Below are 23,408 nucleotides of genomic sequence, written 5' to 3'. Positions count from 1 at the left end.
TGGGCACTGCCGCTTTCTTTTGGTCCAGCCACCTTTGCGTCCCTGGACGCCGCTCCCTCGATTGCGCGCCGCCAAGCCCCCATATAGAGCCATCGCTGGCGCCATCGATTGCAACCCCGAACCATGTCCCTGCCCTCCGCCATTTTCCGCAACGACGAGAGCGGCCGCCAGCTGGTCTTCGACCGGCCGGCCGAGATCATCGTGGCGCTCGACGCGGGCGATTTCCTGCCGGCGCTCGCAGCCGCGCAGGCGGCATCCGACGCCGGCAAATGGTTGGCGGGATACCTCTCCTACGAGGCTGGCTACCTGCTCGAGCCGAAACTGGTGCCGCTGCTACCCGAGGGGCGGCGCACGCCGCTGGTCTGCTTCGGCATCTTCGATGCTCCCGTCGAACAGGCGGTGCCGCGCCGCGCCGGCCCGGCAACCAACGGCCCGATCTTCGACGCCCGGGCGGCCTGGTCGGCGCAGGACTATGCAAAGCGTTTCGCCCGATTGCACGACCACATCCGCAAGGGTGACTGCTACCAGGGCAACCTGACCTTCCCCGTGCGCGCGCAGTGGTCCGGCGATCCGCTCGCCGCCTTCGACGCGCTGACCGAACGCCAGCCGGTGAAATACGGCGCGCTGATTTCGCTCAGTGACCCCATTGTGCTGTCGCGCTCGCCGGAACTCTTCTTCGAAATCGACGCCGAAGGCATGATCGAGACGCATCCGATGAAGGGCACGGCGCCGCGCGGCGCGACCAGGGCAGAGGACGCACGGCTGAAATCGTTCCTGCGCAAGGACGAGAAGAACCAGGCTGAGAACCGCATGATCGTCGACCTCCTGCGCAACGACATCTCGCTGATAAGCGAAGTCGGCACGCTGGAGGTGCCGGAACTTTTCCGCATCGAGACCTATCCGACCGTGCACCAGATGGTGAGCCGCGTGCGGGCGAGGCTGCTGCCGGATGTCGGCATCCGCCAAGTCCTTGCGGCGCTGTTTCCCTGCGGCTCGATCACCGGCGCGCCCAAAATCCGCGCCATGGAGATCCTGCACGATCTCGAGCGCACACCGCGCGACGTCTATTGCGGCGCAATCGGCTGGATTGCGCCAGGGGGCACGATGCGCTTTTCCGTGGCAATCCGCACCATTTCGCTCTTTTCCAGCGGCGAGGCCGTTTACAATGTCGGCGGCGGCGTCGTCTTCGATTCCACCGCCGAGGAGGAGTATCAGGAGTGTCTCTTGAAAGCCCGCTTCGCGACCGGGACCGTGCCGATTTCGAGCTGATCGAGACCATGCGCTGGGAGCGGGGCTCTGGCTTCCTGCGCTTCGAGCGGCATCTCGCGCGGCTCTATGCTTCGGCGGCCGAGCTGGGCTTTGCCTGTGATCCGCAACGGGTCGGCGAAGTGCTCATGGACACGGTTGGCCGGCAAACGATCGCCTTGCGCACCCGTCTGGTGCTGGCGCGCAATGGCGACGTGACGGCTGCCGCCCAGCCCTATGAGTCGCTCGCCGCCGACAAGGTCTGGCGGCTGCAATTGGCGCGGATCCGGCTCGATTCCGGTGACATGCTTTTGCGCCACAAGACCAGCCGCCGCGACACCTACCAGCGTGCACGCGCCGAATATCTCGCCAGCCGCGCCGACGAGGTGCTGCTCGCCAACGAACGCGGCGAGCTCTGCGAGGGCACGATCACCAATATCTTCGCCGATTACGGCGACGGCGTGCTGGCGACGCCCCGGCTCGACTGCGGCCTCCTGCCTGGCGTATTGCGCGGCGAGCTTCTGGATGAAGGCCGCGCTCGCGAAGCGATCTACACCCTTGACGATCTGAAGTCGGCGAAAGCGATCTTCGTCGGCAATTCGCTGCGCGGCCTCATCCCCGCACGGTTGGCCTGAGTAGGTTTGGAGAGAGTGATGTTCGTCGTATCGCTGAACTACAAGGTGCCACTTACCGAGATCGATCGGCTGCAAGCCGCGCATGTCGAGTGGCTGAAGGCCTGCTATGCGGAGGGCATCTTCGTCGCCTCCGGGCCAAAGCGGCCACGGACCGGCGGCGTCATTATCGCGCGCGGCCCGCGCGACGTGCTGGACGCCAGGCTGGCCGCCGATCCGTTCGCCACGGCCGGCGCCGCCGATTATGACATCACCGAATTCACGGCGAAAATGACAGCCGCTCAACTCGACGCGTTCAAGGAAGCATGAACGGGCCCGCCCATACGCCCTATGACGGCTCGTCGAAGCCCTTCACCATCGGGCTGAAGCCGCTCGGCCTCGACCAGTGGATCGATGTCGACGAATATCTTTTGCCTCATCTCGCCGAGAAGCGCCGACTCTACGCGGAAATCCCCGAGAAGGTCTTCGTCGAGGAAGACGGCACGCGCGAGGCCCAGCAGGAGGTGCTCGATCTGATCGTCGCCTATCTCGCGGCGAAACACCCCGGGAGCCATCGCGATACCGGCTCCGGCATTGAGGTCATTGGCGCCGAAAGCGGCAGCGGCCCGGCCGTGGCCCTGCGCGCGGCGCCGCTCGTGCTGGCATCCCTGCTCGTCCAGGAGGACCTGATCCTGATGCGCCGGGATGAAAGCGGCTGGCGGCTCGCCGCCGGCTCGCTTTGCTTCCCCTCGTCCTGGTCTCTCGAGGAGAAATTCGGCAAGCCGCTGCAGCAGATCCATGCGCCGGTGCCAGGGTTCGGGCCCGGCACACGTCCGGCCGAATTGATCAACCGCATGTTCGACGGTCTCCAGGGTCAGGCTGTGGAGCGCTACAACTGGTCGATCCAGGCCGGCGACGCCCTCTACCATCCGCTCTCCAACCTCCAGCGCATCGACCGCGCCACAAATCGACCCACCCGCTTCCCCGATGGCGACGTCGACGCCCATGCCTTCATCCGCGTCGAGCGCCAGACGCTGCGCAAGCTGCCTGTCTCGCGCGACATCCTGTTCACCATCCGCATCCATCTCGACCCGCTCAAGGTACTGGCGCGCCATCCCGACAGGGCGACGCTCGCGGCATCCTTCGCCGCGCAGTTGGAGGCACTCGACAAAGCACAGCTTGACTACAAGGGGCTGACCGCCGACCGCGACCGGCTTGTCGCCCTCCTCGCCAGCATGGCCATTGCAGCTTAACCACGCCGTCAGGCGAGCCTGGCCAGTGGTTGGCGCTTTTCACTGGTTTATGACAATGATCTGTGGTGTAGCGCTTGGCCGTCCGGCAGAAACGCCCGGCTTTTGCCCTGTTTAATGGAGTGTCTGAAAAAATGGCGAATGAAAACTGGCCCGTTTACGGTGAAATCACCGGTCCCGTCGTGATGATCGGCTTCGGCTCGATCGGACGGGGAACGCTGCCGCTGATCGAACGCCATTTCAAGTTCGACAAGTCGCGCATGACGGTGATCGACCCGCGCGACACCGACCGCAAGCTGCTCGACGAGCGCGGCATCACCTTCATGCAGGATGCCGTGACCAAGAAGAATTACAAGAAGCTGCTCACGCCGCTTCTGACCAATGGTGGCGGCCAGGGTTTCTGCGTCAACCTGTCGGTCGACACCTCCTCGCTGGAGTTGATGAAGCTCTGCCGCAAGCTCGGCGTGCTCTATGTCGACACGGTGGTCGAGCCCTGGCTCGGCTTCTACTTCGATGACAAGGCCGACAATGCCGCGCGCACCAACTACGCGCTACGCGAAAGCGTGCGCGAGGAAATCGCCAAGAACCCTGGCGGCACCACCGCGATCTCCTGCTGCGGCGCCAATCCGGGCATGGTCTCGTGGTTCGTCAAGCAGGCGCTGGTCAACCTTGCCACCGATCTCGGGCTGGAGTTTGCCGAGCCGGCCGCGACCGACCGCGAGGGCTGGGCGAAGCTGATGAAGAAGGCCGGCGTCAAGGGCATCCACATCGCCGAGCGCGACACCCAGCGCACCAAGAAGCCGAAGCCGATGGACGTGTTCTGGAACACCTGGTCGGTCGAGGGCTTCGTCTCCGAGGGCATGCAGCCGGCCGAGCTCGGCTGGGGCACGCATGAGACCTGGATGCCGAAGAACGCCAAGAAGCACAAGAACGGGTCGCAGGCGGCGATCTATCTGGAACAGCCCGGCGCCAACACCCGCGTGCGCTCGTGGTGTCCGACGCCCGGCGCGCAATACGGCTTCCTGGTGACGCACAACGAGGCGATCTCGATCGCCGACTTCTTCACCTTGCGCGGCAAGAAGGGCAAGGTCCACTACCGACCCACCTGCCACTATGCCTATCACCCCTGCAACGACGCTGTGCTGTCGCTGCACGAGATGTTCGGCGACTCGGGCAAGGCGCAGCCCGTGCACCACGTGCTGGACGAGAACGAGCTGGTCGACGGCATCGACGAGCTCGGCGTGCTGCTCTACGGCCACGACAAGAACGCCTACTGGTACGGTTCGCAGCTGTCGCTGGCCGAGGCGCGCAAGCTCGCCCCCTATCAGAACGCCACCGGCATGCAGGTCACCTCGGCGGTGCTTGCCGGCATGGTCTGGGCGCTGGAAAACCCGCAAGCTGGCATCGTCGAGGCCGACGAGATGGACTACAGGCGCTGCCTGGAAGTGCAGTTCCCCTATCTCGGACCGGTCAAGGGCTACTATACCGACTGGACGCCGCTCGATAACCGCCCGGGGCTGTTCCCCGAGGATCTCGACAAGAACGACCCGTGGCAATTCCGCAACATTCTGGTGCGATAGCGGGTTAGCGCGCGCGTGTGCCTTTGGACGCGCAAGAGCGCCCTAAGTCATTGAAACTAGGCCCATCGCGCTTCCTGAAAATCGATTTTCGATTTTCAGGCCGAAGCGGCGCCGACATGCCGCGATGCCTTGCAATCGCCCGGAAATCGGGCGATTGAAGGGGCGCGGCCTGGAGCGACGCGCGTCGATTTGGAAAGTACGCTCCAGCACTTTGAATGCACGCATCGTGCCTTTCCGAAGATCGGATCGACTTCGGGCCGATGCATGAGGAGAGGATTTTTTCACATGACGATTGCGCGCAAGGTACTTTCTATGGGCGCTGCGGGCGCCCTGATGGCGTCGCTTGCCGGCTGCATGACCGGTGGCCCCGAGCAACCGCCGATGGCGGCGGCGCCCAAAGGGGTCGAAGGCTCCTGGATCGACGCCAAGGGCACCGGTCTGTCGAGCTTCACCGCCGGCACCTTCACCACAGTCGCCACCGACACCGGCCAGAAGCTCGCCGAAGGCAGCTACACCATGACTGGGGCGACTTCGGTCGAGATCCACGGCACTTCGCTGATCCGCCAGACACCGGTCAGCTTCAACTGCCTGATGATCTCCATCAGCCAGCTCAACTGCACCAGCGCGTCGGGCCAGAACTTCGTGCTGACGCGGCGCACCTGAGCCGGCACATCATTCGCTTCTCCAAGAACGGCGGCCCGCGAGCCGCCGTTTTTTTGCGCCCGGCAATGCCGGCCCGATTCCGCTTGCATCGATGAAAACGCGATGGGAACATGGCCGGCAGCTGGTTGTTATGCCCAGTCAAGCGAGGGCGTTAAGCGCCTCTGGTTCAAGGTCATCCGGGAGACGAGAATGAAGAAGATCGCCGCCATCGCCGCTCTTTCAGCATCCACGCTTGGCCTGTCCGCCGGATCATCCTTTGCCGACTACACATTGAACATCCTGCATTTCAATGATTGGCACAGCCGCATTGAAGGCAACAACAAATACGAGTCGACGTGCTCCGCCGAGGAGGAGACCAAAGGCGAATGCATTGGCGGCGCCGGCCGGCTGGTGACCGCGATCGCGCAGGAACGCAAGAAGCTCGAGGGCCAGAACGTGCTGCTGCTCAATGCGGGCGACAGCTTCCAGGGCTCGCTCTTCTACATCACCTACAAGGGTGCCGCGGAGGAGGAATTCCTCAACCAGATCAAGCCCGACGCGGTGACGCTCGGCAACCACGAATTCGACGACGGCGAGAGCGCGCTGGTGCCTTACCTCGACAAGGCGAAGTTCCCGGTCGTCAGCGCCAATGTCGTGCCCAACGACAAGTCGGGCGCCGCGGGCAAGATCAAGCCGTCGATCGTGCTTGAGGTCAGCGGCCAGAAGATCGGCATTGTCGGCGCGGTCACCAACGACACGCCGGAGCTTGCCTCGCCCGGCCCCAACATCGCCATCGCCGACGACGTCAAGTCGATCACCGCCGAGGTCGAGAAGCTGAAGGCGCAAGGCGTCAACAAGATCATCGCGGTGACCCATATCGGCTACAACCGCGAGCGCGATGTCATCGCCAAGATCCCCGGCATCGACATCGTGGTCGGCGGCCACAGCCACACGCTTCTGTCGAACACCGATCCGAAGGCGGCTGGCCCCTATCCGACGATGGTCGACAACCCCGACGGCTACAAGGTGCCGGTCGTGCAGGCGGCGTCCTATTCGAAATATCTCGGCGAGTTCAAGGTCGTGTTCGACGACAATGGCGTGGTCAAGGAAGCGAGCGGCGATCCGATCTTCCTCGACAAGTCGATCACGCCCGATCCGGCCGTGCTTGCCCGCATCAAGGAGCTCGGCGCGCCGATCGAGGAATTGAAGAACAAGGAGGTCGCAGAGACCACCAAGCCTATCGACGGTAGCCGCGACAACTGCCGCGCCCGCGAATGCGAGATGGGCAACCTCGTCTCCGATGCCATCCTCGACCGCGTCAAGGGCCAGGGCGTCGAGATCGCCATCTCGAACGGCGGCGGGCTGCGCGCATCGATCGACCAGGGCACCGTGACCATGGGCGAGGTGCTGACCGTGCTGCCGTTCCAGAACACGCTGGCGACCTTCCAGATCTCGGGCAAGGACCTCGTCACCGGCCTCGAAAGTGGCCTCAGCCAGATCGAGGACGGCGCCGGGCGCTTCCCGCAGGTTGCCGGCCTGAAATATTCCTTCGACAAGTCGGTCGCGCCGAACGCTGGACGCGTCAAGTCGGTCGAGGTGATGGAGAACGGCGCCTGGACGCCGATCAATCCCGACAAGGACTATCTGGTCGCCACCAACAACTATGTCCGCCAGGGCGGCGACGGCTACAAGGTCTTCGCCGAGAAGGCCAAGAACGCCTATGACTACGGCCCGGGCCTGGAGCAGGTCGTCGCCGACTATCTCGGCGCGCATCGGCCCTATACGCCGAAGCTAGACGGCCGCATCACCGAGATCGCGGCGACCGTCGCGGCGGCGCCCGCGGCCGAACCGGCCAAGCCCGCCGAAGCGGCGCCGGCAGCACCCGCGGCCGAACCGGCTAAGCCCGCGGAAGCGGCCCCTGCCCCGGCCGCCGAGCCGGCAAAGCCTGCCGAGGCGGCGCCTGCCGAAGCCAGCCACGTCATCATCGCCGGCGATACCTTCTGGGATCTGGCAAAGAAGGCCTATGGCGACGGTACCAAGTGGAAGCTGATCTCCGAGGCCAACAAGGACTACAAGCCGCGTCGGCTGCCGCTTGGTGCGACGCTGACCATTCCGCCGGCCGCGAAGTAGTTCCTTCCTTGGGTTTGTTGACACCCGTCCGGGAAACCGGGCGGGTGTCCTATTTCAGGCGGGAACCGATAAGGTGCGGCCAGACGCGGCATTGCAAACCAGGGCCGCATCGTTAGTTTCGCCGCGTCACCGCTGGTTTCGCGGTGCTGGAGACCCTGATGACTCTGTCCAGCCAACTCGACCCCAAAGCCACGAGGCCCGCCGGCCCGCTGCCGGCGGGTTCCGTGCCGGTCAAGGCCGGCAAGGTCGGCGTCATGCTGGTCAATCTCGGCACGCCCGACGGCACCGAGTTCAAGCCAATGTGGCGCTATCTCAGGGAATTCCTCTCCGACCCGCGCGTCATCGAGCTCAACAAGGCGGTCTGGTATCCGATCCTCTACGGGCTGGTGCTGACCACCCGTCCGAAGAAATCCGGCGCCAACTACGCCAGGATCTGGAACCGGGAGAAGAACGAGTCGCCGCTGCGCACCTTTACCCGCGCGCAAGGCGAGAAGCTCGCCAAGGCGCTTGGCGACCTGCCGGACGTCGTGGTCGACTGGGCGATGCGCTACGGCAACCCCTCGACCGCGAGCGTCGCCCAACGGCTGGTCGAGCAGGGCTGCGACCGCATTCTTTCCTTCCCGCTCTACCCGCAATATTCGGCGACGACCACCGCGACCGCCAACGACCAGCTGTTTCGCGCGCTGATGAAGATGAGGCGCGCGCCGGCGATCCGCAGCGTGCCGCCCTACTATGACGAGCCCGTCTATATCGAGGCACTCGCCCGCTCGATCGAACGGCATCTGGCGAGCCTCGACTTCGAGCCGGAAGTGGTCATCGCCTCCTATCACGGCATCCCGAAACCCTATTCCGACAAGGGCGATCCCTATCAGGCCCACTGCCTGGAGACGACCAGGCTGCTGCGCGAGAAGCTTGGCTGGGACGGGAACAAGCTGATCACCACCTTCCAGTCGCGCTTCGGCGCTCAAGAGTGGCTGCAGCCCTATACGGATGTCACGGTCGAGAAGCTCGCCAAGGACGGCGTCAAATCGATCGCCATCGTCAACCCCGGCTTCTCCGTCGACTGCATCGAGACGCTGGACGAGATTGGCCGCGAGGCGGCCGAAACCTTCCATCATGCCGGCGGCAAGAACTTCGCCCACATCCCCTGCCTCAACGACAGCGCCGAAGGCATGGCCGTGATCGAGGCGCTGGTGCGGCGCGAACTGTCCGGCTGGGTGTGACAGTCTTGGTCGCCGCCCCCTGAAACCGGTGCGCAAAAGCCTCCGCGAGCCAATATTCGTGATCACCTGATTGTAACGCTGCGGAAACACACTTAAGTGATTTCGTGAGGTCGTGGGCTTTTGAGGGAGAAACGAAATGGGCTTCAGCGGTTTCGACATCGCCATTATGGTTCTTGTTGCACTTGTCGTGCTGGTGCTTTTCAAGGGCATCCGGACAATACCCCAAGGCTACAATTATACGGTTGAGCGTTTCGGCCGTTATACCAAGACATTGAGCCCAGGACTCAATCTCATCGTGCCGTTCGTCGACCGTATCGGCGCCAAGATGAACATGATGGAGCAGGTGCTCGACGTTCCGAGCCAGGAAATCATCACCCGAGACAATGCCATAGTGGGTGTCGACGGCATCGCCTTCTTCCAGATCCTCAATGCGGCGCAGGCCGCCTACCAGGTCTCCGGCCTGCAGAACGCCATCCTCAACCTGACGATGACCAATATCCGCACCGTCATGGGTTCGATGGACCTCGACGAGCTACTGTCTAACCGCGACGCCATCAACGAGCGCCTGCTGCGCGTCGTCGACGAAGCCGCGCACCCCTGGGGCATCAAGATCACCCGCGTCGAGATCAAGGACATCAACCCGCCGGCCAATCTCATCGAGTCGATGGGTCGGCAGATGACCGCCGAGCGCAACAAGCGCGCCCAGATCCTCGCCGCCGAAGGCCTCAAGCAATCACAGATCCTCGAGGCCGAGGGCCGCAAGGAGGCCGCCTTCCGCGACGCCGAGGCGCGCGAACGTTCGGCCGAGGCCGAAGCCCGCGCCACGCAGGTCGTCTCGGAAGCCATCTCCAAGGGCGACGTCCAGGCGCTGAACTACTTCGTCGCGCAGAAATATACCGAAGCGCTGACCAAGATCGGCTCTGCCACGAACAGCAAGGTCGTGCTGATGCCGCTGGAGGCCTCATCGCTCATCGGCACGCTCGGCGGCATCGGCGAGATTGCCAAGGAAGTCTTCCGCAGCGAAGGCACGACTGGCGCGCAGCGGCAGGCCGCGCGCCCGCCGGTGGTTCGTCCGAGCGAGAATTGACATCCTAGGAGCGCACTCCCATGCTCGACCGCATCATTTCCGAACTTGGCCCGTGGAACTGGATGGTTCTGGGCTTCGTCCTGCTGGTGATGGAAGTCATCGCGCCCGGTATCTTCATGCTGTGGATCGGCATTGCCGCCCTGATCATCGGCGTGGTGTCGCTGCTCATCTGGGACGCAAGCTTCTGGACCTGGCAAATCCAGGTGCTTGCCTTTCTCGCGCTATCGTTGGTTTCGGCCTATGTCGGCAAGAAACTGGTCGGTGGACGGCATGATCCCACGGATCAGCCGCTGCTCAACCGGCGTGGCGCACAGATGGTCGGCAAGATGGCGACCCTTGCCGAGCCGATAAAGGACGGCCGCGGCCGCATCAAGCTCGGTGACACGCTGTGGCGTGTCTCCGGTCCGGACCTGCCGGCAGGCACGCAAGTGCGCGTAACGGGAGCAGCCGATACCGACCTGGAGCTGACCGTCGAAGCTGTCTGACTCAGGTTGGAAGTACAGGCAAAACCGGTCAGGCGGCGCCGATGCGCAGCAGGTCGTGGAAGTGAACCACCCCCACGGGCATATTGTTCCTGGTCACGACCAGTGCGCCAATGTTGTGCTCGTTGAGGATCGCGATCGCCGTACCCGCAAGCGTCTGCGGATCAATCGTCTTGGGCGTACGGGTCATGACCTCGTCCACGGTGACGTCGGCAAGATTGCGGTGCAGGTTGCGCGCGACATCGCCGTCGGTGATGATCCCGACCAGTGCGCCGCTCGCATCGACGATGCAGACGCAGCCGACTTTCTTCTGTGACAGCGTCATAACCGCTTCCGGCATCTTGGTGCCAAGAAGGGCAAGCGGAACCTGATCGCCGACCCGCATGATCTCGGAGACCAGGGTCAGGTTGGCGCCGAGCTGGCCGCCGGGGTGGAAGGTTCGGAAATGATCAGGCGTGAAGCCACGCGCCTCGAGTAGCGCGATGGCCAGCGCATCGCCTGTAACCAACTGCAGCAGCGTCGATGTCGTTGGCGCAAGGCCGTGCGGACAGGCTTCGGGCGCCAGCGGCAGAAGAAGCACCACGTCGGCCGCGCGCGCCAGGGCCGAGGTTTCGCCGGCGGTGATCGCAATCAGCGGAATCGAAAAACGCCTGGAATAGGCGACGATGCCCATCAGTTCCTTGCTTTCGCCCGACCACGACATGGCGATGATGGCGTCGTCCTTGGCGATCATGCCGAGATCGCCATGATTGGCTTCGGCCGGGTGAACGAAGAAGGCGGGTGTGCCGGTCGAGGCGAGCGTAGCGGCGATCTTGGAGCCGATATGGCCGCTCTTGCCGACGCCGGTGACGATGACGCGGCCCTCGATGCCCGAAATCAGCTCGACGGCGTGCGCGAAGGGCTCGGCCAGCCCGTTCTCAAGCGCGGCGGCAAGCACGGCCACGCCGGCCTGCTCGGTCGCCACGGTTCTCAGCGCCGAATCGATCGAATCCTGCCTGTTCGGCCGATTCTTTTCTGGGGACCCCGCATGCATGGCTGATGCGCTTAGCGCTTTGCCGCGCGCCTGTCCAACAGAAATGGCACCTGCGGTCGGCCCCGACCCTGCTTTCTGTCCGTTATCGAAACCGCTCGGCGTTCAGAATCCGGTGCACCGAATGCGTGAGAGAACCGCCTGCCTCAACCCTCCGTTAACCATCCCCATTTACGGTTCGGTAAGTATGGCGCGCCTGCGCCGCGCAAGCAGTGGTGACGATGACCGGGGCCCAGCCTGAAACGAAAAGAGGTCGAACGGGCAAGGCCATCAGCACGCTGCTGCTGGCGGCGAGCGTCCTGGCTTTGCTGCGGCCGATGCCGCTCCAGGCCCAGGAAACCGAACTGCGCGGCGAGGTTTCGGAATCGGCGATCCTGTCGGACCAGCAGCGCAAGGTCAGGCAGATGAGCAGGGCCCGCGCCCAGGATCAAAACGCGCCGGAGACCGCGGCCGCCGACACCAGCGCGCCCGCCGACACCTATGCGCCGGCAAGTCCCGGCGCGGTGCCTGACGACACCGATGCGACAGCCGCCAACGGCAGCATCTTCGACCAGCCGGCCGCCACCGACGATCCGTTCGCCGACACCCCTGCCCCTGTCAAGCCGCGCCGGACCTCGACCGCCAGGCAGCGCGTCGACGCCACGGACAAGAAGGCCGACGACAAGGACACCGGCAAAAAGAACAAGACGAAGGTCGCCGACAGGAAGAAGACCAAGCAGCAGACCGACGCAACGACGACCGGGGCCACCGCCTCCGACGACGCCGGCATCGCCGCAGGGGACGAGGACGGCGCCAACCGCCGCGCGGTCACCATCGACAGCGTCGACAGGCGGAAGCTCGACCCCGGCGCCGAGCGCACCCAGTCCATCGAGAGCCAGAACAAGAAACCGGAGGACGATCCTTTTGCCGCCACCGGCATCAAGGTCGGCACCTTCGTGTTCAAGCCGACGCTCGAGCAGGGCCTTACCGCCTCGTCGAATGCCGATGCCAGTAGCGGCGGCAGGTCGGCAGTGCTGTCGGAGACGGCGTTGCGCTTCACCGCCGCGTCCGACTGGCGCGAGAACTCGGCCGTCATCGACGGCTACGGCATTTTCCGCAACACAGTCGCGGGCCAGAAGATCAACGATGCGCAAGGCCGCATCGAGGGCCAGCTCAATGTCGACCTCGACAATGAGCTGCGCGCCATCGCCAAGCTTGGCTACGAGGCGGTGCCGGAATCGGCCTCCTCGCCGGATGCGATCGCCGGTGTCACCTCGCAGCCGCTGCGGCAGACCGTGGACGGCAGCCTCGGCATCGAGAAGGACGTCGGCAAGATGCGCTACGCGCTGACCGGCGCGATCACGCATGACTTCTTCGGCGACGCCAATCTTTCGGACGGCACCACGCTGTCGCAGAAGGATCGCGACTCGACGCTCTACTCCGCGACCTTGCGCACCGGCTACGAGATTTCACCCGCCATCACCCCCTTCGCCGAGGTAGAGGCCGGGCGGCGGATCTATGATCAGCGCCTCGACAGCAACTTGTACGAGCGATCCTCGACCAGGCTCGGCGCGCGCGCCGGCCTCGAACTCGACATGGACGACAAGCTGTCGGGCGAATTCTCCGTCGGATGGCTGCGCGAAGCGATCGATGACGACCGCCTGCCGGCCAACGCAGGCCCGTACGTCAACGCCGATCTCAAATGGTCGCCCGAGCGCGGCACCATCGTCGGACTCACGGGCAGGACCACTATCGAGAGCACGACCACGGCTGGGGAAAGTGGCGATGTGCTCTACTCGGGCCGGCTCACCGGCGAGCGGCAGATCCGCGCCAATCTGACGGCGAATTCCGCGCTCGGCCTCGATTGGCGAGACTATACCGGCTCCGACGGCCACGATCTCATTGTGAGCGCCGAGGCCGGGCTGACATGGTGGCTGAACCGCTATGCCGGCCTCACCACAAGGGTCAGGACGGAGAAGCTGACCAGCAACCTGCCCGGCCGCGACTATGTCGCCAACAGCGTCTTCCTGGGGCTGAAGGTGCAGCGCTAGGGAACGTCGGAAGGCGCCTAGAAAGCGGCGCCGCGCCGCTCCGACGGCTGTACCTCATCCAAAAGCGTGCGGATGACGCCGGCCATGCTGGCGTTCATGTCGTTGCGCCAAAGCGCGAAGGCGACATTGGCCTCGACGAAGCCTTCCGGCGAGCCGCAATCGAAGGTTCGGCCCTGGTAGTGGTAGCCGTAGAAGGGCTGCTGCTTTTCCAGCCGCAGCATCGCGTCGGTGAGCTGGATCTCGTTGCCGGCGCCGCGTTCTTGGCCTTCGAGGATGCCGAAGATCTCCGGCTGCAGGATATAGCGGCCGTTGATGAACAGGTTCGAGGGCGCGGTGCCAGCCTTCGGCTTCTCGACCATGCTGGTGATGCGGAAGCCGTGATGCGTGTCCTCGCCGCGGCCGACGATGCCGTATTTATGCGCTTCGGCCGGATCGCATTCCTGCACCGCGATGATGTTGTTGCCGGTCTCGGCATAGAGCTCGACCATGTCCTTCATGCAGCTCTTTTCCGACTGCATGATCATGTCGGGCAACAAAAGCGCGAACGGTTCGTCGCCGACCAACTCGCGGGCGCACCAAACGGCATGGCCAAGCCCCATCGGCACCTGCTGGCGGGTGAAGCTGGTCTGGCCCGGCGCCGGCTGCAGCCGCTGCAGGCGGGCAAGCTGGTCGTCCTTGCCGCGCTGGGCAAGCGTGTCGTAGAGCTCGAACTGGACGTCGAAATGGTCTTCGATGACCGCCTTGTTGCGGCCGGTGACGAAGATGAAATGCTCGATGCCGGCTTCGCGCGCCTCATCGACCACATACTGGATGACAGGCCGGTCGACGACGGTCAGCATCTCCTTGGGAATGGCCTTGGTGGCGGGAAGGAACCGCGTGCCGAGACCAGCGACCGGGAAGACTGCCTTGCGAACTCTCTTCATGCTGCCAATTATCCGTTTGATTGCCTGCTCCGCAATCCCGTTCTGAGACATTTTCGCGCCGGAATCGAGACGTAAAGAACACCGGGTTACAAAACTTGCAGTGCGTAAAGCATCGTCGCGTCTTTTCGTTCCCAACCCCACCTATGGTAAACTAAATACTAACCGGGTTCGGCGATGAATGATCTTCCTGATATGAAGAAGGAGGAACAGATGTCCGTTCGCAGCACCGCAAAGCGCCTCGCAAGCGTCGTGACGGCGGCCAGCCTGTCGCTTGCCTTGCTGATGCCTACCGGGCCTGCTTTCGCCGATGCCGGGTTCCGGCAATGGGTCGCCGGCTTCCGCGCCACGGCCGTGCAGAGCGGCGTTTCCGGCGCGCTCTACGACCAGGCCTTCAGGAACATCACCGACGTCGACCCCGTGGTGCTGGAAAAGGCCCGTACCCAGCCCGAATTCACAGCGCCCGCCTGGGACTATTTCGACAACCGCGTACACGACCAGTCGGTTGCCGTCGGTCAGCAGATGGCCAGGAAATGGAAGCCATGGCTTGACAGGATCGAGGCGAGGTTCGGTGTCGACCGCAACATCCTGCTCGCCATCTGGTCGATGGAATCGAACTATGGCGAGATCCTCAAGCGCAACGACATCATGCGCAACGTCATCCGCTCCCTGGCAACCTTGGCCTATGCCGATCCGAAGCGGGCGAAATTCGCCCGCACCCAGCTGATCGCGGCGCTGAAGATCCTGCAGACCGGCGACATCGACGAGAGCCATCTCAGCGGCTCGTGGGCCGGCGCCATGGGTCACACCCAGTTCATCCCGACCAGCTATCAGCACTATGCCGTCGACATGGACGGCAACGGCAAGCGCGACATCTGGAACTCGATCCCCGATGCGCTGGCGACCGCCGCCAATCTGCTCAGGAAGAATGGCTGGCAGGCCGGCAAGACCTGGGGCTATGAGGTCACCCTGCCGGCCGGCAAGCTCCCCGCCGGCTCCAAGACGCTGGCGCAGTGGCAGGCGCTCGGCGTCGTCAGGGCCAACGGCAAGCCGTTCAAGAACGGCTCCGACAAGGCGACACTGAAGGTGCCTGACGGCCGCGGCGGGCCGGCCTTCCTGATGGTCAAGAATTTCTCGGTCATCAAGGCCTACAACAACGCCGACAAATACGCGCTTGCCGTCGGCCTTCTTGCCGACGAAATCGCTGGTGGCACCGGCCTGGTGCAGGACTGGAAGCGGCCCTTCACCAAGCTGAGCTTCGAGGAGAGGCAGGAATTGCAGCAGCGGCTTTCCGAGCACGGCTATTATGACGGCAAGTTCGATGGCAAGATCGGCGAGGGATCGAAGGCTGCCATCATGGCCTTCCAGGCGAAAGCCGGCTTGACCCAGGACGGCTATCCGAGCATGGAAGTGCTCAAATGGCTCCGGCAAAGGTAGAGCCGCCCAGGGACGGAGGCAGCGATTGGTTTCGGTTGCGCGCATACGGGTGATCGTTCGCCGTACGCCGATCCTTATCCTGGCCCTCGCCGTCCTGATGGTGGCAGCCGCCAGCGCCTTCCACACGCCCGCCATGGCACAGGAGGAGCAGAGCCGCGGCTGGTCGCTGCGTGACCTGCTGTTTCCGCGCCGCAGCGAGCGCATCGAGCCGCCGCTCGACATCCAGAAGGCAAGGCCAAAGGCAAAGGCAAGGAAATCCAAGCCGCGCCCACCGGCCGAGCCGGAGACGCCGATCGTCGAGAAGACGCCGGATGCCCGCGTCGTGCTGGTGGTCGGCGATTTCATGGCGAGCGGTCTTGGCGAAGGGCTGGACACCGCCTTCGCCGAAAACGCCGGCGTCAGGATCGTCGTGCGCAGCAACGGCTCTTCGGGCTTCGTGCGCGATGATTTCTACAACTGGCCCGAACAGATCAAATCGCTGATCGAGGCCGAGAAGCCGTCGGCCGTGGTCGTCATGCTCGGCTCCAACGACCGCCAGCAGATGAAGGTGGGCGACGTGCGCGAGCAGCCGCGCTCCGAGAACTGGACCAAGGAATATGAGCGCCGCACCGACGCGTTCGGCAAGGCCATGGCGGAGGCCAAGGTGCCGTTCCTGTGGGTCGGCATGCCGGCCTTCCGGTTGCCGAAGATGACCTCGGATATGCTCGCCTTCAACGACATCTACCACTCGGCGGCGCAGAAGCACGGCGGCGAGTTCGTCGATGTCTGGGACGGTTTCGTCGACGAGAACGGCGCCTTCGTCACCACCGGGCCCGACATCAACGGTCAGGCCGTGCGGCTGCGCTCCGACGACGGCATCAACGTCTCGAAGGCCGGCAAGCGCAAGCTTGCCTTCTATACCGAAAAGCCGCTGGCCAAGATCCTCGGGCTGGCGGCGCCGGGAAGCGTGACGACGGTCTCCGCACCGGCGGGCGCCCCGGTCGAAGCGCCGGCGCCCAATGCGGCTCCGATCGTGATCGACCGCACCGTGCCGATGCTGCTTGGCGATCCGGCGCTCGACGGCGGCTCCGAGCTTCTCGGCGCGGCGGCGCCGGCGAAAGTGAATCCGAACCTGCCCGGTGAAAAACTCGTCATCGAGGGCAAGGCGCCGGATGCCTCGCCCGGCCGCGCCGACGATTTTTCCTGGCCGCCGAAAACCCAACCCGCGACGGCAGCCGCCACGACCGACAAGACGACGGCGATTAATCCTTAACGGGGCAGCACGCTCGATCCCATCAGCGCTTCGTCGATCGAACGCGCCGCCTGGCGACCCTCGCGGATCGCCCAGACCACCAGCGACTGGCCGCGGCGCACGTCGCCCGCGGCGTAGAGCCTGTCGACGCTGGTCTTGTAGTCGCGGTCATTGGCCTCGACATTCTTCGAGCGGCGGCTGTCGGTGACGATCTTCATCTGCCCATCGAGTTCGCTCGCCACGCCCGTTGCGGCCGGACCGGCAAAGCCGATGGCGATGAAGGCGAGATCGGCGCGGATGACGAATTCGGTGCCGGCGATCGGCTTGCGCCTCTCGTCGACCTCGCAGCACTTGACGCCGGTCAGCTGGCCGTCCTCGCCGATGAATTCGAGCGTTGCCACCTGGAACTCGCGCTCGGCGCCCTCGGCCTGCGAGGACGAAGTGCGCATCTTGGTCGCCCAGTAGGGCCAGACCGCGAGCTTGTCTTCCTTTTCCGGCGGCTGCGGGCGGATGTCGAGCTGGGTGACACGCACCGCGCCCTGGCGGAAGGCGGTGCCGACGCAGTCGGACGCGGTGTCGCCGCCACCGACGACGACGACATGCTGGCCGCTGGCGATGATCGGATGCGACGGCCACGCCACCGACTGGATCGGCTCGCCGCCGACGCGGCGGTTCTGCTGCACCAGATAGGGCATCGCGTCATGCACGCCGCCGAGGTCGTCGCCCGGTATGTTGGCGGCGCGCGGGGTTTCCGATCCGCCGCAATAGAGCACCGCGTCGTGCTCGGCGAGCAGCTCCGCCACAGGCTTGTCGACGCCGACATTGACGCCGCAGTGGAAAGTGACGCCCTCGCCCTGCATCTGCTCGATGCGCCGGTCGATATAGTGCTTCTCGATCTTGAAGTCCGGGATGCCGTAGCGCATCAGCCCGCCCGGGCGGCTTTCGCGCTCATAGACGTGCACGTCATGACCGGCACGGCCAAGCTGCTGGGCCGCCGCCATGCCGGCGGGGCCCGAGCCGATGATGGCAACGCGCTTGCCGGTCTTCTTCTCCGGCGGATAGGGCCGGATATGACCGGTCTCGTAGGCCTTGTCGGCGATCGCCTGCTCCACGGTCTTGATGGCGACCGGAATGTCCTCGAGGTTCAGCGTGCAGGCTTCCTCGCACGGCGCCGGGCAGATGCGGCCGGTGAATTCGGGGAAATTGTTGGTCGAATGCAGGTTGCGGATCGCATTGTCCCAGTCGCCATTGTAGACGAGGTCGTTCCAGTCAGGGATCTGGTTGTGGATCGGACAGCCGGTCGGCCCATGGCAGAACGGAATGCCGCAATCCATGCAGCGCGCGGCCTGCTTCTCGACCTCCTTGTCCGACATCGGCAGTGTGAATTCGCGGAAATGCCGGATGCGGTCGGAGGCCGGCTGGTACTTGTGCACCTGCCGGTCGATCTCGAGAAACCCAGTTACCTTGCCCATAGTCCAGTCCCTGCTGTCCGAAGGCACGCTTTTGTCGGCGCACCCGTTAACCCCTTAAGGCCGCCATGGCAACCGCAGTCCGGGGTCAGGATTGTTGGTGAGGATGGCGGCCGGAGAACCACGTCTCCGGCCTCTCCGATGCTTATTCCGCCGCCACGCTCATGCGCATGCGTTCCATCTCGATCAGCGCGCGGCGATACTCGACCGGCATGATCTTCCGGAATTTCGGCCGGAAGGTCGCCCAGTTGTCGAGGATTTCACGGCCGCGCGCGGAACGCGTGTAATGGACGTGGTTCGAGATCAGCTGGTAGAGCCGCTCCTCATCATGGCTGGTCATGTCGCCGGAGACGTCGACGCGTCCCTTATGGTCGAGGTCGCCGCCGTGATGGAGCAGCCTCTCCATCAGATCGTCCTCTTCCGGCACCGGCTCCAGCTCGACCATCGCCATGTTGCAGCGTTCGGCGAAATCGCCCTTCTCGTCGAGCACATAGGCGACGCCGCCCGACATGCCGGCGGCGAAGTTGCGGCCGGTCTTGCCGAGGACGACGACGATACCGCCGGTCATGTATTCGCAGCCATGGTCGCCGACGCCCTCGACGACGGCGGCCACACCCGAATTGCGCACCGCGAAGCGCTCGCCGGCGACGCCGGCGAAATAGGCCTCGCCTTCGGTTGCACCGTAAAGCACCGTGTTGCCGACGATGATGGATTCGGCAGCAATGATCTTGGCCTCTTCCGGCGGCCGGATGACGATGCGGCCGCCCGACAGGCCCTTGCCGACATAGTCGTTGCCGGCGCCGACCAGCTCGAAGGAAACGCCCCGCGCCAGGAAGGCGCCGAAGGACTGGCCGGCGGTGCCGGTGAGCTTGACCTGGATCGTGTCCTCGCGCAGCCCCTTGTGCTTGAAGCGCTTGGCCACCTCACCCGACAGCATCGCGCCCGCCGAACGGTCGACATTGCGGATCGGCAGCTCGATGGCGACGGGCTGCTTGGCCTCAAGCGCCGGCTTCGCCAGCTCGATCAGCTTGCGGTCGAGCACGTCGTCGATCGGATGCTTCTGACGCTCGGTCCAGTGTACCGCCTCATGCGGCGCATCGGGCTTGAAGAACATCTTCGAGAAATCGAGCCCGCGCGCCTTCCAGTGCTGGATGACGTCGCGCTTCTCCAGCAGGTCGGCGTCGCCGATGATCTGGTCGACATGGGTGAAGCCCATTTCGGCCAGCAGCCCCCGCACCTCTTCCGCGACATAGAAGAAGAAGTTGATGACATGCTCGGGCGTGCCCTTGAAGCGCTTGCGCAGCACCGGGTCCTGCGTCGCCACGCCGACCGGGCAGGTGTTGAGGTGGCACTTGCGCATCATGATGCAGCCGGCCGCGATCAGCGGCGCGGTCGAGAAGCCGAACTCGTCGGCGCCGAGCAGCGCGCCGATGATGACGTCGCGCCCGGTGCGCAGGCCGCCGTCGACCTGCAGCGCGACGCGCGACCTGAGGCCGTTGAGCACCAGCGTCTGGTGCGTCTCGGCAAGCCCCATTTCCCACGGGCTGCCGGCATGCTTGAGCGAGGTCAGCGGCGAGGCGCCGGTGCCGCCATCATAGCCGGAGATGGTGATGTGGTCGGCGCGCGCCTTGGCAACGCCCGCCGCCACCGTGCCGACGCCGACCTCCGACACCAGCTTGACCGAAACGTCGGCGGCCGGGTTGACGTTCTTCAGGTCGTAGATCAGCTGCGCCAGATCCTCGATCGAATAGATGTCGTGATGCGGCGGCGGCGAGATCAGGCCGACGCCGGGCGTCGAGTGCCGGACCTTGGCGATGGTGGCGTCGACCTTGTGGCCGGGCAGCTGGCCGCCCTCGCCGGGCTTGGCGCCCTGCGCGACCTTGATCTGCATGACGTCCGAGTTGACGAGATATTCCGCCGTCACGCCGAACCGTCCGGAGGCGACCTGCTTGATCGCCGAGCGCTCCGGGTTCTTGCCGCCGCCGGGCAGCGGCAGATAGCGATCCGATTCCTCGCCGCCCTCGCCGGTGTTCGACTTGCCGCCGATGGCGTTCATGGCGCGCGCCAGCGTCGTGTGCGCTTCCCTGGAGATCGAGCCGAACGACATAGCCCCGGTCGAGAAGCGCTTGACGATCTCGGCCGCCGGCATGACGTCGTCGAGCGCGACCTTCTTGCGGCCGGTGTCCTCGGCGAGCCTGATCTTGAACAGGCCGCGGATGGTCTGGGCGCGGGCCGTGTCGCTGTCGATCTGCGCGGAATAATCCTTGAACGTATCCCAAGAACCCTGGCGCACCGCATGCTGCAGGGTGGCGACCGCGTCGGGCGACCACATGTGGGCTTCGCCGCGCATGCGGAACATGTATTCGCCGCCGACCTCCAGGCTGTTGCGCAGCACCGGATCGTTGCCGAAGCCGTCCGTGTGGCGGCTGATCGTCTCGGCCGCGATCTCATCCAGCCCGACGCCCTCGATCAGCGTCGCGGTGCCGGTGAAGTACTTCTCGACGAAATCGGACTTGAGGCCGATGGCGTCGAAGATCTGCGCGCCGCAATAGGACTGGTAGGTCGAGATGCCCATCTTGGACATCACCTTGAGGATGCCCTTGCCGATCGACTTGATGTAGCGCGAAACCACTTCGTACGCGTCGACCTCCTCCGGCAGCTCGCCGCGCTTGTGCATGTCGAGCAGCGTGTCGAAGGCGAGGTACGGATTGATCGCTTCGGCGCCGTAGCCGGCGAGGCAGCAGAAATGATGCACCTCGCGCGGTTCGCCGGATTCGACGACCAGGCCGACCGACGTGCGCAATCCCTTGCGGATCAGGTGGTGATGCACCGCTGCCGTTGCGAGCAGCGCCGGAATGGCGATGCGGTCCGGCCCGAGCTGGCGATCGGACAGGATGATGATGTTGTAGCCGCCGGCGACCGCCGCTTCGGCGCGCTCGCACAAGCGGTCGATGGCGCCCTGCATGCCAGCCGCATTCTCGTTCGCACCATAGGTGATGTCGATCGTCTTGGTGTCGAAACGGTCCTCGGTGTGGCCGATCGAGCGGATCTTCTCGAGATCGCCATTGGTCAGGATCGGCTGGCGCACCTCGAGCCGCTTGCGGCGCGAATTGCCGACAAGGTCGAAGATGTTCGGCCGCGGTCCGATGAACGACACCAGGCTCATCACCAGTTCCTCGCGGATCGGGTCGATCGGCGGGTTGGTGACCTGGGCGAAGTTCTGCTTGAAATAGGTGTAGAGCAGCTTCGACCTGTCCGACATCGCCGAGATCGGCGTGTCGGTGCCCATCGAGCCGACCGCTTCCTGGCCGGTGGTGGCCATCGGCGACATCAAGAGCTTGGTGTCTTCCTGGCTGTAGCCGAACGCCTGCTGGCGATCGAGCAGGCTGACATCCTTGCGCAGCGCGCGCGGCTCGACCGGCTTCAGGTCTTCCAGGATGAGCTGCGTGTTGGCGAGCCAGCTCTTGTAGGGGTGCCTGGTCGCGATCTCCGACTTGATCTCCTCGTCGGGGATGATGCGGCCCTTGGCAAGGTCGATCAAGAGCATGCGGCCGGGCTGCAGCCGCCACTTCTGGATGATCTTTTCCTCTGGCACCGGCAGCACGCCGGCTTCCGAGGCCATGATGACGCGGTCGTCATCGGTGACGATGTAGCGCGCCGGGCGCAGGCCATTGCGATCAAGCGTGGCGCCGATCTGGCGTCCGTCGGTGAAGGCGACCGCCGCCGGGCCGTCCCATGGCTCCATCAGTGCTGCATGGTATTCGTAGAAGGCCTTGCGGTCGGCATCCATCAGCTTGTTGCCGGCCCAGGCCTCCGGGATCAGCATCATCATGGCATGGCTGAGGCTGTAGCCACCCTGGAACAGGAATTCGAGCGCATTGTCGAAGCACGCCGTGTCCGACTGGCCCTCATAGGAGATCGGCCAGAGCTTCGAGATGTTGTTGCCGAACAGCTCGGAATCGACCGAGGCCTGGCGGGCCGCCATCCAGTTGTTGTTGCCGCGCACGGTGTTGATCTCGCCATTGTGCGCGACCATGCGGTAGGGATGCGCCAGCTTCCACGACGGGAAGGTGTTGGTCGAGAAGCGCTGGTGGACGAGAATCAGCGCGGTCTCGAAGCGCGGATCGGAAAGGTCCTTGTAATAGGCCCCGACCTGGTAAGCCAGAAACATGCCCTTGTAGACGAGGGTGCGCGCCGACAGCGACACGCAATAGGCGCCGATGTCCTTGTTGTCGTTTTCGGCGTAGATACGGCCCGATATCACCTTGCGCAGCAGATAGAGCCTGGCCTCGTACTCCTCGTCATCGGTGATGTCGGGCGTGCGGCCGATGAAGACTTGCCGATGGAACGGCTCGGACGCGACGATATCCGGAGCCTTCGACAGCGACGAATTGTCGACGGGCACGTCACGGAAGCCGAGCAGCGGCAGTCCCTCGGACTGCGCCGATTCGGTGATGATATCCTCGATATGGGCGCGCAGCGCCGCGTCCTGCGGCATGAACCAGTGTCCGACGCCGTACTGGCCCGCCGGCGGCAGCTCGATGCCCTGGGCCGCCATCTCCTCGCGGAAGAAGCGGTCGGGAAGCTGCACCAGCACGCCAGCGCCATCGCCCACCAGCGGGTCGGCGCCGACGGCGCCGCGATGCGTCAGGTTCTCCAGCACGGCAAGGCCGTCCTTGACGATCTGGTGCGACTTCACGCCCTTCATGTTGACGATGAAGCCGACGCCGCAGGCGTCGTGCTCGTTGCGCGGATCGTAAAGGCCTTGGGCAGCCATACCGGTGGCGGTGCGGGTCGCGGTTTTGACGGCTGCCGCTTTCGTCTGCGCGGCCTGGCCGTTGATCGCAGATGGCGTCAATTCCGTCATCGTCCTATCCTCCGTTCCGCGCCGTTTGGGGCGCTGGTTTGCCTTGGGAAGCGCGATGCTTCCCCCTCATCCTTGCTGCACGTCTTGCGAAATCGTTGCCGAACCATGCGGCGCGCCGCCCGGTTCGTATCCGGTATCGTACAGGCCAGAGCCGAGCCGTCTACCCGTCGCTCG

Annotated in this window: 18 protein-coding genes; 13 read left to right on the top strand and 5 right to left on the bottom strand. The window is 64.6% G+C overall.

Annotation, left to right across the window (positions count from 1 at the left end; genetic code table 11):
* Positions 1 to 123 precede the first annotated feature (123 nt).
* The 5 genes from JG743_RS09425 to JG743_RS09405 all read left to right on the top strand — a co-directional run bounded on the left by JG743_RS09425 (position 124) and on the right by JG743_RS09405 (position 4,686).
* Positions 124 to 1,269, top strand: a complete 1,146-nt coding sequence (locus JG743_RS09425) for an aminodeoxychorismate synthase component I (RefSeq protein WP_202299873.1) — start codon at positions 124 to 126, stop codon at positions 1,267 to 1,269.
* Entirely contained in the window at positions 1,218 to 1,880 is a 663-nt protein-coding gene (locus JG743_RS09420; RefSeq protein WP_202299871.1) for an aminotransferase class IV family protein, read from the top strand. Before JG743_RS09425 ends, JG743_RS09420 begins: the two co-directional genes overlap by 52 nt.
* A gap of 18 nt (positions 1,881 to 1,898) precedes the next feature.
* Positions 1,899 to 2,186: a YciI family protein gene (locus tag JG743_RS09415; protein ID WP_202299869.1), complete on the top strand. Its 288-nt coding sequence runs from the start codon at positions 1,899 to 1,901 to the stop codon at positions 2,184 to 2,186.
* The gene (locus JG743_RS09410) at positions 2,183 to 3,109 is read left to right on the top strand and encodes a heme-dependent oxidative N-demethylase family protein (protein ID WP_202299867.1); all 927 of its coding nucleotides are present in this window, start codon (positions 2,183 to 2,185) and stop codon (positions 3,107 to 3,109) included. The genes JG743_RS09415 and JG743_RS09410 overlap by 4 nt, the downstream gene beginning before the upstream one ends.
* Positions 3,110 to 3,240: 131 nt before the next feature.
* Positions 3,241 to 4,686, top strand: coding sequence for a homospermidine synthase (locus JG743_RS09405; protein ID WP_202299865.1), 1,446 nt, complete (start codon positions 3,241 to 3,243; stop codon positions 4,684 to 4,686).
* Positions 4,687 to 4,728: 42 nt separating this feature from the next.
* Here the strand turns inward: JG743_RS09405 and JG743_RS09400 are convergent, their stop codons facing one another.
* Entirely contained in the window at positions 4,729 to 4,911 is a 183-nt protein-coding gene (locus tag JG743_RS09400; RefSeq protein WP_202299863.1) for a hypothetical protein, read from the bottom strand.
* A 60-nt stretch (positions 4,912 to 4,971) separates the two neighbouring features.
* Here JG743_RS09400 and JG743_RS09395 point away from each other — a divergent pair, with 60 nt between their 5' ends.
* The 5 genes from JG743_RS09395 to JG743_RS09375 all read left to right on the top strand — a co-directional run bounded on the left by JG743_RS09395 (position 4,972) and on the right by JG743_RS09375 (position 10,253).
* Complete coding sequence (locus tag JG743_RS09395; protein WP_202299861.1) at positions 4,972 to 5,349, top strand: hypothetical protein; 378 nt, start codon at positions 4,972 to 4,974, stop codon at positions 5,347 to 5,349.
* A gap of 189 nt (positions 5,350 to 5,538) precedes the next feature.
* On the top strand, positions 5,539 to 7,458 hold the full coding sequence (locus tag JG743_RS09390) for a bifunctional metallophosphatase/5'-nucleotidase (protein ID WP_202299859.1): 1,920 nt from the start codon (positions 5,539 to 5,541) through the stop codon (positions 7,456 to 7,458).
* Between the two features lie 158 nt (positions 7,459 to 7,616).
* On the top strand, positions 7,617 to 8,681 hold the full coding sequence (hemH, locus tag JG743_RS09385) for a ferrochelatase (protein WP_202299857.1): 1,065 nt from the start codon (positions 7,617 to 7,619) through the stop codon (positions 8,679 to 8,681).
* Positions 8,682 to 8,817: 136 nt separating this feature from the next.
* Positions 8,818 to 9,768, top strand: coding sequence for an SPFH domain-containing protein (locus JG743_RS09380; protein ID WP_202299855.1), 951 nt, complete (start codon positions 8,818 to 8,820; stop codon positions 9,766 to 9,768).
* 20 nt (positions 9,769 to 9,788) lie between these two features.
* Positions 9,789 to 10,253: an NfeD family protein gene (locus JG743_RS09375; RefSeq protein WP_202299853.1), complete on the top strand. Its 465-nt coding sequence runs from the start codon at positions 9,789 to 9,791 to the stop codon at positions 10,251 to 10,253.
* A gap of 28 nt (positions 10,254 to 10,281) precedes the next feature.
* Here the strand turns inward: JG743_RS09375 and JG743_RS09370 are convergent, their stop codons facing one another.
* Positions 10,282 to 11,283: a KpsF/GutQ family sugar-phosphate isomerase gene (locus JG743_RS09370; protein WP_202299851.1), complete on the bottom strand. Its 1,002-nt coding sequence runs from the start codon at positions 11,281 to 11,283 to the stop codon at positions 10,282 to 10,284.
* Between the two features lie 218 nt (positions 11,284 to 11,501).
* Between JG743_RS09370 and JG743_RS09365 the strand changes: the two genes are divergently transcribed.
* Positions 11,502 to 13,310: an outer membrane beta-barrel protein gene (locus JG743_RS09365; protein WP_202299849.1), complete on the top strand. Its 1,809-nt coding sequence runs from the start codon at positions 11,502 to 11,504 to the stop codon at positions 13,308 to 13,310.
* A 17-nt stretch (positions 13,311 to 13,327) separates the two neighbouring features.
* Here the strand turns inward: JG743_RS09365 and galU are convergent, their stop codons facing one another.
* Positions 13,328 to 14,242, bottom strand: coding sequence for a UTP--glucose-1-phosphate uridylyltransferase GalU (gene galU, locus JG743_RS09360; RefSeq protein ID WP_202302532.1), 915 nt, complete (start codon positions 14,240 to 14,242; stop codon positions 13,328 to 13,330).
* A 201-nt stretch (positions 14,243 to 14,443) separates the two neighbouring features.
* On the opposite strand from galU, the gene JG743_RS09355 reads away from it, so the two are divergent.
* Together JG743_RS09355 and JG743_RS09350 are read left to right on the top strand one after the other, a co-directional pair.
* Positions 14,444 to 15,667: a lytic murein transglycosylase gene (locus tag JG743_RS09355; protein WP_202299847.1), complete on the top strand. Its 1,224-nt coding sequence runs from the start codon at positions 14,444 to 14,446 to the stop codon at positions 15,665 to 15,667.
* Between the two features lie 25 nt (positions 15,668 to 15,692).
* Positions 15,693 to 16,919, top strand: a complete 1,227-nt coding sequence (locus tag JG743_RS09350; RefSeq protein ID WP_202299845.1) for an SGNH/GDSL hydrolase family protein — start codon at positions 15,693 to 15,695, stop codon at positions 16,917 to 16,919.
* Here the strand turns inward: JG743_RS09350 and JG743_RS09345 are convergent.
* Positions 16,916 to 18,370, bottom strand: coding sequence for a glutamate synthase subunit beta (locus JG743_RS09345; protein WP_202299843.1), 1,455 nt, complete (start codon positions 18,368 to 18,370; stop codon positions 16,916 to 16,918). The two genes, JG743_RS09350 and JG743_RS09345, sit on opposite strands and share 4 nt — an antisense overlap.
* Positions 18,371 to 18,512: 142 nt before the next feature.
* Positions 18,513 to 23,234, bottom strand: a complete 4,722-nt coding sequence (gltB, locus tag JG743_RS09340; protein WP_202299841.1) for a glutamate synthase large subunit — start codon at positions 23,232 to 23,234, stop codon at positions 18,513 to 18,515.
* Positions 23,235 to 23,408 lie beyond the last annotated feature (174 nt).

It is taken from the genome of Mesorhizobium sp. 131-2-1 (assembly GCF_016756535.1).
GTDB lineage: Bacteria > Pseudomonadota > Alphaproteobacteria > Rhizobiales > Rhizobiaceae > Mesorhizobium.
Note: the sequence above shows the minus strand (reverse complement) of the source record. Positions and strands in the feature narration are given on the sequence as shown.